At 60.7% G+C, this 12,389-nt stretch carries 10 protein-coding genes; all 10 read left to right on the forward strand.

The features are described 5' to 3' along the window. The first annotated feature begins 369 nt into the window (after positions 1-369). The 10 genes from A4A58_RS30995 (at position 370) to A4A58_RS28280 (ending at position 12,381) form a co-directional block, all read left to right on the forward strand. The gene (locus A4A58_RS30995; protein WP_068738574.1) at positions 370-633 is read left to right on the forward strand and encodes a hypothetical protein; all 264 of its coding nucleotides are present in this window, start codon (positions 370-372) and stop codon (positions 631-633) included. A 94-nt stretch (positions 634-727) separates the two neighbouring features. Further along, entirely contained in the window at positions 728-1,456 is a 729-nt protein-coding gene (locus tag A4A58_RS28240) for a metallophosphoesterase (protein ID WP_068738577.1), read from the forward strand. A gap of 149 nt (positions 1,457-1,605) precedes the next feature. Next, positions 1,606-2,187 (forward strand): polysaccharide biosynthesis/export family protein, encoded by a 582-nt coding sequence (locus tag A4A58_RS28245; protein WP_068738578.1) that lies wholly within the window; start codon positions 1,606-1,608, stop codon positions 2,185-2,187. Between the two features lie 309 nt (positions 2,188-2,496). Continuing rightward, a complete protein-coding gene (locus tag A4A58_RS28250; RefSeq protein WP_068738581.1) occupies positions 2,497-3,921 on the forward strand; it encodes an outer membrane beta-barrel protein in 1,425 nt (474 codons plus the stop codon). Continuing rightward, positions 3,902-6,214, forward strand: a complete 2,313-nt coding sequence (locus A4A58_RS28255; RefSeq protein ID WP_068738583.1) for a GumC family protein — start codon at positions 3,902-3,904, stop codon at positions 6,212-6,214. Before A4A58_RS28250 ends, A4A58_RS28255 begins: the two co-directional genes overlap by 20 nt. Beyond that, on the forward strand, positions 6,211-7,632 hold the full coding sequence (locus tag A4A58_RS28260) for a VpsF family polysaccharide biosynthesis protein (protein ID WP_192855948.1): 1,422 nt from the start codon (positions 6,211-6,213) through the stop codon (positions 7,630-7,632). The genes A4A58_RS28255 and A4A58_RS28260 overlap by 4 nt, the downstream gene beginning before the upstream one ends. After that, positions 7,629-8,711: a glycosyltransferase family 4 protein gene (locus tag A4A58_RS28265; RefSeq protein ID WP_068738587.1), complete on the forward strand. Its 1,083-nt coding sequence runs from the start codon at positions 7,629-7,631 to the stop codon at positions 8,709-8,711. The genes A4A58_RS28260 and A4A58_RS28265 overlap by 4 nt, the downstream gene beginning before the upstream one ends. Positions 8,712-8,775: 64 nt before the next feature. After that, entirely contained in the window at positions 8,776-9,882 is a 1,107-nt protein-coding gene (locus A4A58_RS28270) for an acyltransferase family protein (RefSeq protein ID WP_068738589.1), read from the forward strand. Between the two features lie 76 nt (positions 9,883-9,958). After that, positions 9,959-10,939, forward strand: coding sequence for an acyltransferase family protein (locus A4A58_RS28275; protein WP_244499896.1), 981 nt, complete (start codon positions 9,959-9,961; stop codon positions 10,937-10,939). Between the two features lie 2 nt (positions 10,940-10,941). Then, complete coding sequence (locus A4A58_RS28280) at positions 10,942-12,381, forward strand: polysaccharide biosynthesis C-terminal domain-containing protein (protein WP_068738873.1); 1,440 nt, start codon at positions 10,942-10,944, stop codon at positions 12,379-12,381. Positions 12,382-12,389 lie beyond the last annotated feature (8 nt).

A 12,389-nucleotide genomic window follows, 5' to 3' on the forward strand; every position in this document is an offset into this window, starting at 1 on the left:
ACGAACATTCGCAATTGCGAAACCATCTTCGTCGATCAGCAAGAACCTTCATCCCTGAAGATTTCTTAACTGTGCGAACGAATTAGGGCGGCAAAACGGTATTGGCGTGTAACATTACGCAGTCGCAATATTGATATAATTGTGCGGCGCGCAAAATTCTTTGTGCACGGAAGCGCTTAGATCGTTTTATCTGTTTGCTGCACTGCATCCAGCTCACGGCAGCCATGCAAAATAATTGCGCTACGCAGAGCGATGAATTGCATCGCGTCGTTGCGAGATCGGGTGCATGATCTTCGCAATTAACAAATCGCCACCAAGCGGCAATCGATTCGAGCTTGATTTTTCACTCGATACTAAAGCGCGCCCATTATGTTGCGCACTGAGAATGCTCACTCCGCAGATATTTTCGGCATCGCCATGGTCGCTCGACGAACACCTCAGATGACTACAGGGGACATTTCATTTCCCCCGCGCGCGATCGCCGTGGATAAGGCGGCGATCTCCAGCCCTGTGGATAGTTCTACCTGCGACGTTCACAACGCATCCGGCCGCAAACTGCGAAACAGACTTCTTCTTATCAATGCGGCCGTCTGGGTCGCTGTGATCGTGGCCTGCCGCATCATTTTCTTCTGAGCTCTTCGCTATCCCCAAAGCTTTATGAGTCCCAAGGCGTTGCGCGGTCGATTGAATTTGACCGCGACGGTTCCCTGATCGTAGTTTGCGCGAAATGCCGCGCTCCCCCTCCAGGTCAAGTTCGAACAAGGCGGCACTGCCGCCCGATACGCGTATCTATGCTATCGGCGACATTCACGGGCGCGCCGACCTGCTGCAGGAGACCATCGCGCGTATCGATGAGGACATCCAACGTCGCCCGATCACCTATGCGGCGGAAGTCTATATCGGCGATTACATCGATCGTGGCGCGGATTCGAAAGGTGTGATCGATTTGCTGGCAGTCCGTATGGTGCACAACCATGCAATCTGCCTACGGGGCAATCACGAAGCCATCATGGAAGACTTCCTGGAGGATGCCAGCGTGCTTGAGCACTGGCGCCAACTGGGCGGACTTCAGACTCTCGCGTCCTATGGCGTTTCTCCATCGCGCACGGCAACGGCGAGCGACGTGCAGAATGCCTTTCACGCCGCATTCCCCCCGGCGCATGGCGCTTTCTTGCGTTGCCTGCGGAACAATATCAGATGTGGCGACTTCCTGTTCGTTCACGCGGGCATTCGTCCCAATGTTCCGCTGTCGTCTCAAGATCCGCATGATCTGATGTGGATTAGGGACGAGTTTCTGGATTCAAAGCGCGATCATGGCGTCTATGTGGTGCACGGACACACGCCGGTTCCCCATGCGGATATTAGAGATAACCGTGTGAATATTGACACAGGTGCGTGGCGCAGCGGCATTCTCACGTGCATTGCCATCGAAGGCACCGAGATTCTGGTTCTCTAAGAAGACATTAGTACGCAATCTGCGCACTCTCTGAGTACGCCACATTCTTTCGCCGTTTTTTGCCGGACACTCTCGCGCAATTGTCGTCTGCATCAATTGTCATCGAATTGATGCAGATGATCACATTGATGTTGTGTTGGGGGTCTACCATGTTGCGAACGAACCGATGCGCCGGCATTTTGATAGTACCGGTGCTTTCATTTTTCCTTGCTGGCGTCGCTCCGTCGATCGCGCTCGCACAGGACCAGCGGGTTTCTGCGGCTTCGCCGTCAGGCACCTATCTTCTTGGACCAACTGACAGGATTCGTCTGAAGGTCTATGGCGAAGCTGATATCACCGGTGAATATGAAGTCGACAGCAACGGATTTGTATCGATTCCCCTTGCGGGCCACGTGAAGGCCGTTGGACTGACCACGCGGCAATTAGAGAAGGGCATCTCCTCCGCGTTGGCCAAGGGAATCGTGCGAGACCCACGCGTGAATGTGGAAATCGCGCTGTATCGACCCTTCTATATCCTCGGCGAAGTGAAGAAGAGTGGCGAGTATCCTTATCGCATGGGCCTGACCGTGATGGATGCCGTCGCGACCGCAGGCGGGTTCACCTACCGTGCCAATGAGAACAAAGTGTATTTGCGGCGGTCGGGCTCAACCGTCGAAGAGATCTATGCGCTCGATTCGCCAGTCCTGGTATTTCCCGGCGACAATGTGCGTGTCCCAGAACGATACTTCTGAACTCATCATTTTTGATTTTGTCTGATGTGTAGTGACCGATGCGCGCCTTCATGTCGCGCGTCGCCATAGTCTCGACTTTTTGCGGTGCGTATTCTTGTGCAGTGCGACGAACTTTACTTCGTACTTCGCATTGTGGGCAGCAAAGAGAAGGGCGTTTCATCAGACGAGTGTTGAGTGCGCTAGTGGGGGCGCGACATTCATCACGGGCTTGCTGAGTTTGTAAGCGCCGGGATGAATTTCTAAGCGGCAATCAAGTCTCGACGACAATTCGATAGCGGAGGAATGCATGTCCTTCGCAAGGGATGAGTGATGAAATGTACGTTTGTATCAGCAGGATCGGATGCGATCGGCGAAGGACCGGAGGGGCTGCGGCCGATTCCCGTCACGCGCCGCGTTCTCCGTATCGCGCCATGGCCGGTGACGGCGATTCTGCTTGGTATTGCATCACCCGCCAATGCCCAGGCGATCCCGGCAACCAGCGACGAGCTCGCGCCGCCCTGGAATGCGCAACGGATTTTCGAACCGTCCGCGCTGCCCGATCTGGTCGACCGGGATAACCGCGAAGCAGTAGCGCCAGAGGACATGCCAGTAAAAAAGCGACAGCAACCTGGTTATGAACCCGTCGGCATCCGCCAGGGATCCTGGATGTTCAACCCGTCGCTGATGACGGGCGCGCTCTATGACAGCAATGTGTTTGCCTCGAACACCCAGAAGCGCGGCGACGTTGCAGCGGTGATCGAACCCAGCCTGCGTGCGCACACGCTGTGGGAACGACACGGCATCGACATCAAGCTCAATTCACGAACCACGGCCTATAATGAAAACTCGAGCCTCGACCAGACCGATGTGAGCCTGAAGGGCGCCGGCTGGATCGATATCGCCAACGACATGGTCGTGCTGGGCAGTTTCCAGATCGCGCATCTCAATGAGGGTGTGGGTTCGCTGAGCTCGCCCTCCAATGCCGTGACACCGACTCCTTATAATCTGATGTCCGGCGACCTGACCGTCCGCAAGGAATTTAACCGGCTGGCGACATCGATCGGCGCACGCGTCGACTCCTACGATTACGGCACGGCGCGCGCACAGGATGGCAGTCTGATCGACCAGAGCAGCCGCGACGGCCAGATCTATGCGCTTCATGGGCGTGTCGATTATGCGTTCTCGCCTGTGCTCGGCTGGTTCGGCGGCGTCGAAGGCAACCAGCGCAACATCCGCGGCGTACCCGGCCAGACGCTGGACTCCACCGGCTATCGCGCGTTGTCCGGCTTGACCGTCGGTTTCGGCAATCTGCTCCGCGGCGAATTCGGCGGCGGCTATGTCGAGCAGCGTTTCGACAATCCTCTGATTGGCACCGTCGACGGGCCATCCTATCGCGCCAAGCTCACATGGAGCCCGACGCGATTGATGGACATCCACGTCAAGGCCGAACAACTGGTCACGCAGACATCCGATACCAGCTCGACCGGCGTGCTGGCCAATGCGGTGCAGGTCGGCGTCGACTACGAACTGCGTCGCAACGTCATCCTGTCGCTGGCGGGCGCCTATGAGATCGATCGCTTCTTCGGCCAGGCCCGCAAGGACCGCGTGACCACGACCAATGCCAGCGTGAAGTATTTGATGAACCGCTTCAGCGCGATCTCGGCCTATCACCGCTACACATCGCGCGACAGCGATATACCCACCTTCAGTTACGACAAACACCAGGTAGGGCTCAATGTTACAGCGCAATTTTGATCAGCCTTATCCGGCGGCACCGGAACCGGTTCCGACCGCCGTTGCCGGTTGGCAGGCGCCGACCGTCGATCTCCGGGAAATGGCGCGCATCCTGCGCCGGCGCTGGCGCGCGGTCGTGCTGCCCGCCGCTGTGCTCGGCGGTATCGCCCTCGCCTATGTGGCGACGGCGACCACACTCTATACTGCGAACTCCACCGTACTGGTCGATCCCCGGCGCGCCAATGTGGTCGAAACCAATCAATCGGTGCTGACCAATTTCGGCACGGACGATGCGACCATCGAGAGCCAGACGCTGCTGATCCAGTCGCTCTCGATCCTGCAGCGCGTGGTCGACAAGTTGAAGCTGACGCAGGATCTCGAGTTCATGCCAAAGCCCGGCCTGCTCGATCCGATCCGCAATCTGTTCCGCAGCAGCAGCCCGGTCGATGGCGTGAGCCCCGAAGACGCCGCGCGTGCATACTCTATATATCTGCTCCAGCGCCGCATGAAGGTGACACGACAAGGCACGACATTCCTGGTCGATATCGCCGTCAGCTCGGAATCGCCGCAGAAAGCCGCGACCATCGCCAATGCGGTGGCTGACGCCTATTTCGAGGAACAGGTCCGCGCCAAATTCGACGCGACGCGCATCGCAGCCAAATGGCTCGGCGGCCAGATCGATGCGCTGAAGAACCGCGTCGTCACCTCCGAACAGGCCGTCGCGGACTATCGTTCCGCTAATAACCTCGCGGTCTCGCAGGGCGTGACCGTCAACGACCAGCAGATCACCGATCTCAACAGCAAGCTGATTGCTGCCCGGGTGCAGACCGCCGAGGCGCGCGCCAAGTTCGATCAGGTGCAGCAATTGGCGAAAACCGGCGGCGATGCCGGCGGACTCAATGCCGCCGTCTCCTCGGAAATGGTCACCAAGCTGCGCGCGCAATATGCCGATATCGCCAAGAACGAAGCCGACCTGACCAGCAAATATGGTCCGCGGCATCCGCAGGTGGCCAATGTGCGGGCGCAGCTCAAGGACACGCAGCGGCTGATCAACGAGGAAATCGGGCGCATCGTGCAGGGCACGGCGCATGATTATGACGTTGCGAAATCGCGCGAGGCGTCGCTGCAGGACAGTTTCGACAAGCTGCAGGGCGTGTCCAGCACGTCCGGTCAGGCCGTGGTCCGGTTGCATGAGCTGCAGCGCGAGGCCGAGGCCAACCGCACGCTCTATGAGTCATATCTGGCGCGCTCGAAGGAGACGACGGCGCAGGAGAGCCTGGAGATGCCGGACTCCCGCATCGTCAGCTTTGCCAGCATCCCGCTCAAGCCCTCCGCGCCGAAGACCATGCTTATTCTCGGCTTCGCCATCCTGCTCGGCCTCGGCGGCGGCACGGTGCTGGCATTCCTGACCGACTATCTCGACGGACGGATCAAGACCCTCGAACAGGCCGAAGAGATTTCGGGCGTTCCCGCCCTGGCAGCCCTGCCGTCAATCAGCAGCCGCGAACTCGCCGGGCGCGCCAAACGCGGCCGCACCGAACTCGGCAATTACGATCCGCGCACCATGCGGCTGCTGCCGGCTGCATTGCAGCCACCACTGATGCGCTATGCCATCGAGGAGCCCGGCACATTCTTCGCCGAAGCGATTCGTGCCGTGCGTCTGGCGATCCAGCGTGCGCGCAAGATCGACACGGTCAAGGTCGTGCTGGTGACGTCGGGCCTCGAAAGTGAAGGCAAGACGACCTTCGCCGGCAATCTCGCATTGTCCTTCGCCACGCTGGGCATCAAGACGCTGCTGATCGACGGCGATCTGCGCAATCCCGGCCTGACCCGCGCCGTCAGCCCCAATGCCGATGCCGGTCTCCTGCAGGTGGCAACCGGCGAAGTGACGCTGGAGCGCGCCATCCTGCTCGATCGCAGCACCGGCCTCTCGATCCTGCCCTCGCCTGCCATCAAGGACGTCGATGCCATCACCGAGCTGATGTTCTCCGAGCAGATCGTCGAAATCCTCGACCGCCTGAAGTCGCATTATGAACTGATCATCATCGACTCGCCGCCGCTGATTCCGCTGGTCGACGGCCCGGCACTGGCCGAACTCGCCGATCGTATCCTGCTGGCCATGGCCTGGAATCAGACACCGCGCGAAGTCGTCGCCCACACGATGGAGCTGCTGGCTCCGGTGCATGATCGCATCCTCGGTACCGTGCTGACCCAGGTCGATCTCAGCAAGATCCGCTTCTACGACTATTATCGCAGCTCGGCCTATCTGAAGCCCTATGGCGTCGCCGCCGCCAGTGCGGGAGCTGCGCGTTGACATTGGCCCGGACCGCGCCGCTCAGGCTGCATCGCAACGGCGCCCTCGCCGCGGCGGGCTCGCGTGCACGCGTTCCGCAACGACGTCAGATCGTCAATACGGCCCAGCTCATCAATTTCATGATAATGGGCGTCCTGCTGGGCGCCGTCGTCGCGATCTTCACGCTGTCCGGCGGCGTTCTGACCAATCTCAAAATTCACTATCTGACACCCGGCGGCAATTTTCTGGAGAAGCTCCACCCCGGCACCTATGCGACTTTCATCGCGACGCTTCTGCTGCTGATGCGCGACGGTGATCCGATCGGCGAGATCAACCGCGCCTTCACCGACGCCAAGCTTTTGCTGGTGCATCTGTTCTGCTGGTTCGTCCTGCTGATCCAGATGTTCGTGCTGGAACGCCCGTTTACGGTCATCATCGACACGTTCCTGCTGCCGGTCCTGCTGTGCCTGCTGATCTGGCGGCTGACGCCAGCGCAGCGGCGGCCGCTGGTCTGGGCCATCCATGCGACACTGCTGCTCAACATCCTGATTGGTTATTACGAATATTTTTCCGGCCATCGCATCATTCCGCTGACGCTCGGCAGCGTGCTGGTGGTCGGTGAATGGCGCTCGGCTGCGCTTCTCGGCCATCCGCTGACGGCCTCGGGCATCGTCGGCGCCTATATCATGGCGCTGGTGCTGCGACCGGCCATCTGCCCGCCGATCATGATCCGCGTGCCATTGATCGCCTTCAGTCTGGGCTCACTGATGGCCTTCGGCGGCCGTACCGCGCTGATGACGGTATTGTTCGTACTGGCTTGCCTCGGTCTGCTTGAGACGATCCGGCTAATCCGCGGCAAGCGCGTGCCGCTGCTGTTCGCTGTCGGCGCAATCTGCTTTCTTTTTGCGGCGGCAGGCGTCGTGTTTGCTGCGCTCTATCTCGGCATCTTCGACAAGATGCTGCTGCGCTTCTCGTCGGACAAAGGCAGCGCCCTGGCGCGCTTTGCGACCTTCGACATGCTCAATCATTTCCAGTGGAGCGAATTGATTCTCGGACCCAATCCGGTTCGCGTGAACGCGCTGCAGTCGCAGCTCGGTTTGAATTATGGCATCGAGAACTTCTGGGTGTCCTGCATCGTGCAATTTGGCCTGATCCACACCATCCTGATCACGCTCGGCCTGACCTGCTTCTTCATCGAATTGCTGCGCCGGTCGGACCGCGCAGCCTTCGCCATCTTGCTGCTGATCCTGATGATTGCGGCAAGCTCGGTGAGCTTCTCGTCGAAGAACATCCAGCTCGCGCAGCTCGTTCTACTCATCGCGCTGCTGTTGCCGCGCGAACGCGCGCCGGCCGTGGCGCCACCCCGCCATGTCCATCAGCGGCCGCCGATGGCGGCCCCGCATGTCCGCGCCGTCCCCCGGGATCAGGAGTTTGCATGACCATCTATGTCGATCACACCCATCTCGGACGCCATGTGACCGGGCTCGAACGGATCACACTAGAGCTGTTTTCGCAGCAGGCGCTGGCGCCGCTCGATGTCGTGCCCATCACCTCGCGCGGCACCGGCCAGATGGTAGCGACGCAGACTTTCGGTCTGCCGATGCGCCTGGCATCTCCCTCGTCGTTCCTGCTGTGCCCCGGCTTTCCGCCAAGCCCGCTGCTGCGGATGTTTTCATCACGTGTGCTGCCCTATATGCACGACGACTTCCTGCTGACGCGACAGGCCGATCTCAATGCCCGCGCGCGACTCTATATGGCGACGCCTTTCAAGATCGCGCTCAAGAACTATCCACGCTTCCTGACCAATTCGCACGACACCCAGCGCAAGCTCGCCGAGCATTGCCGCCCGGACGCCGAGATCACGCTGTATCGCCCGCCAGTGCGCAACGTGTTCAAGCTGGAATCCGCCGAGCGCACCGAGCGCGAGCCCGAGACGTCGCCGCTGCGCGTCGTGGCGCTCGGCACCGTGGAGCCACGCAAGAACTTCATCGCCGCGGCCAATATCGTACGTGAATTGCGCCAGCACGGTTTTCCCGGCGCCACCCTCGACATCGTTGGCCGCAAGGGCTGGGGCGATGACTGGAAGACGCTGGAACGCATGTCGTGCGTGACCCTGCATGGCTATCAATCGTCCGAGAACGTGGCGCGCATTCTCAATGAGGCCGATATTTTCCTTTGCACCTCGCATGATGAAGGTCTCGGCCTGCCACTACTCGAAGCCCAATATGCCGGCCTGCCGATCGTGGCGCCGAATGCGCCCGTCTTCCATGAAGTACTGGGCACATCCGGCATCTTCATCGATCCGTCGGACCACGGCACCGCAGCGTCGCAGATCGGCGGGGCTATCGCGGCTTCGCAGTGGCGTCGACATTATGTTGCGGCAGCTACCGAGAACCTCGCGCGCTGGAACGCGCTGGCAGCGAGCGACCACGACATCGTCATCGACCTGATCGCCGAACTCGCCGGCGGGCAGTTGGCCGGCCGTCGTTCGGCAGCGAAGCCCAACGTCGCGCATTAAGATCGTGACGCCGGCGTCCATGCCGGATCGGGGCCACACCTGGTCCGTTCAACAGGGGACACTCTTGCAGGATATCGACACCAGCACACGACATCTGGACGGGCTGCGCATCGTTGCGGCCAGCGCCGTCGTGGTCCTGCATTATTCCGATTACATCAAGGAACTGCCAATTGGTCGCTTCATGGTGGACCACACCTGGCACTTCAATCTGTTCGTCGACCTGTTCTTCGTCATCTCCGGCTTCGTCATTGCCAGCCAGTATCTGGCGAAAGTTGACTCACCCGCCGCGGTCGGCCGCTTCCTGTGGCGGCGCCTCGCGCGGATCTATCCCCTGCATCTAGCAACGCTGGCTTTCTATATAGTGATCGCACTGGCGCTTCATGCCGGCATCGCCAAGACCGACAACCCGGCGCGCTATCCATTCTCCGATCTGCCGGCGCAGTTCCTGCTGCTGCACGCCATCGATGGCGACCGGCTGACCTTCAATTTTCCGAGCTGGTCGCTGTCGGCAGAATTCTTCTGCTACGTGCTGTTTCCACTGATGGTGCTGGCGATCGCGCGGAGCAGGACGGTGATTGTGGCCCTCGTCGTGCTGCCGCTGCTGGCCAACAGCATCTATGCCGTTGCCATGGGCACCGAGCCCTGGCCGGACTGGATCAACAAGGGCGGCGCCTTCCGCGCTTTGCCTGCCTTCAATCTCGGCATCGCCTGCTGGCTGTTTCGCGACCGGATTGCGCGGCTTCCGGCAATACCAGGCCTGCTGACCACGGCCCTCGTCCTGTTCCTGATCTTCGGCGCGCAGCTTCCGATCATGGCAGCACTGGCAGTCATCTATCTCATCGCCGCACTCGCCATCCATCACGACCTCTCCGGCCAGACCACCCTGTTCTCGCGCCTTGGCTTGGAGCGCTGGTCGTCGCTGACCTATTCCTCCTACATGCTGCATATTCCGGTCGCGACCGTCGTCCTCACGCTGGCGGCTCGCTTCCTTGCCCCCGTCATTCCCGGCGGCAAGCTCGCCCTGGTGCCGCTGGCCATCGCCGTTCTTGCCGCCGCCAGTATTCTGTCCCTGCGCTATTTCGAGACGCCCATGCGGCGCGCTCTCAATGAGGCTTATGATCGCCATTTCAGCACGCGAATTGCCGCGGCGACGGTGCCAAGGCAGACGTGACCTGATGGTGGATGCAACGCAGACAATGTCCGGGACGGCGCGGCCGCTGACTCAAACGAGGACGGCCAGCCGGGATGTGGCCATCGACAGCATGCGCGGCCTCGCCATTCTGATGGTGATCGGCATCCATTCGCTGCAGCAACCGCTCGATGCATCGTGGAAGACCATGCTCGATGCGGCGTTGCGTCCCTGTGTGCCGATCTTCCTGTTCGCATCCGGCTATCTGACCGCCCTGTCGGGCCGCGTTCCACTCGGCAAGCGCGTCATGGCCGCATTGATCCCCTACGCCATCGCTTTCGCTGCGGCCTATCTCTACATGGCGCTGCAGAACCCGGCGATGGACCACCGCCCGACGACAACGGCTGCCCGCTTCGTGCTCGCTTACGTGTTCGTGTATTATTATGTCTTCGTCTATCTCGGTTGTACGCTCATGCTCTGGCTGACCCTGTGGTTTGCCCATCGTGTACCCGCGCAATCCAACGAGCGACTGCGCGTCGCCCTGATGCTCGCCCTCATCTTCGGCCTGATCATCGGCAGCTATGTCGATCCCCTGCTGATCCAGCGCGGGCTGTCCGAAGGGCTGATCGAGGAAGTGCGCATGCGCGATATCCCGTTCTGGTTCAGCTTCGTGGCGCTGGGGATGTTCGTTGGCGGATCTTCGGTGAGGCCTGTCCTTCGCCAGATGCGCCTGACGCTAACCGCTGCGGCACTGCTGGCCTATGTGATCTATGCGGCAGCGAGACTGCTCAAGATCGGCGACGCAGCCGATTATGATTCGATGGCGTTCTTCGGCTATGCTGCGGCGCTCTGCGTCCTGTTGCTCGCACTCGGCATCCGCGCGCCGGTCCTGGCCATGCTTGGATCCGGCAGCTACTTCATCTATCTCTGGCATATTTTCATTGTCATGGCCTTGCGCGATCATGGCGGACTGCGCCAGTTCGGCCCGGTTGCGGGGACATTTCTGATGTATGCGATCACCGTCGCCTTGAGCCTTGTCGCGTTGCTCGCCGTGCAACGATGGGCGCCGCCGCGCGCGGCCCGCTGGCTCGGAGCCTGATCATGCTGCTGAAGCGCACGATCCTTTATCTTCCCGCCCAGATCGTCGGGCCGATGTTCCAGCTGGTCGCAATGATCGTGTGGACCCATGTGGTCAACGAGCATACGCTGGGTGTGATCACGCTGATCACTGCAACGCATGAACTGCTGCAGATCGCGTTCCTCGCGTGGTGGTCGCAATATGCGCTGCGCTTCTTCGGTCGCTATCAGGACGGCGAGCAGGCCGAACGATTCTATCGCACCGAGAATGTCGTCATTCTTGTTTCGCTGGTGCTGCAGAGCGCCGCCGTCATCGGCGTTCTCTATACAGTCATTGCCACGGACACCAACCCGGCACTGCTCGGCGCGACCGTCGCTTATGTCATCAGCCGCTCCCTGAATCTCTATATCGCCGAACGCGCCCGGGTCCGGCACCAGATCGGCGTCTACTCGATCCAGCAGATCGTCGGGCCGTCGATCGGCTTCATTCTCGGCCTGGTGCTCATCAAGCTGATCGGCCCGTCGCCGGAATGGCCGCTGCTGGGCTATGCCGCCGCGCAGTTCTTTGCCGCTTTGGTCGTCCTGCCCCATATCGGCTACAGCCGCCGTTTGTGGCCGATCGATCGCGAGATCATTCGCCATGCGGTGAGCTACGGCATTCCGCTGATCATCGGCGGCGCGCTGGGCTGGGTCGGCCTCAATGCCTCGCGCTTCATCGTCAACGACATGCTCGGCGTCGCCGCCGCCGGCCTCTTTGCCGTTGGTTATGGTCTGGGCCAGCGCGCCGCGGCAGTGGCCGCGATGCTGGTGACGGCAGCGGCTTTCCCCCTGGCGGTCAAGAGCATGGAGCAAGGCGGCAGCAAGGCTGCGATGCGCCAGCTTGCCGATAACAGTGCACTGCTTATCGGCATTCTGGCGCCAAGCATTGCGGGCATCTTCCTGCTACGAGCCGAGATCGTGCACCTGCTGATCGCCACGCCGTTCCAACAGGTGACGCTGGCAATTCTGCCTCTCTCGGCCCTGGCGGGTTCGATCCGCAACATCCGTGCCCATTTCGGTGATCAGGTGTTTCTCCTGCACAGCAAGACCCAGCTGATGATCGTCGTCTCGAGCATCGACGCACTGGTCACGATCGTGGCGAGCTTCATCTGCATCCACTATTGGGGACTCGTTGGCGCAGCCGGCGCAACAGTGCTGTCCGCCATTGCCGCAGCGCTGGTCAGTTTCATCATCGGCTTTTCCAAATTCGGCCTGACCCTGCCCTGGGCGCATCTCGCCCGCATCGTCCTCGCAACCGGGGCCATGGCGGCACTGCTGACGCAACTGCCCGAAGCGCCGAACCATGTCTTACTGGCAGCACATGTCGCCGCGGGTGCGGCGATCTACGTGTTGGTCCTTGCCATCCTTTACGGGCCGACATTGCTTCGGATGCTGCGCCGTCAACCGCAACTCTCCGAGCTCTGATGTCGCAA

The organism is Tardiphaga robiniae (assembly GCF_001618955.1).
In the GTDB taxonomy this organism is placed as follows: Bacteria; Pseudomonadota; Alphaproteobacteria; order Rhizobiales; family Xanthobacteraceae; genus Tardiphaga; species Tardiphaga robiniae_A.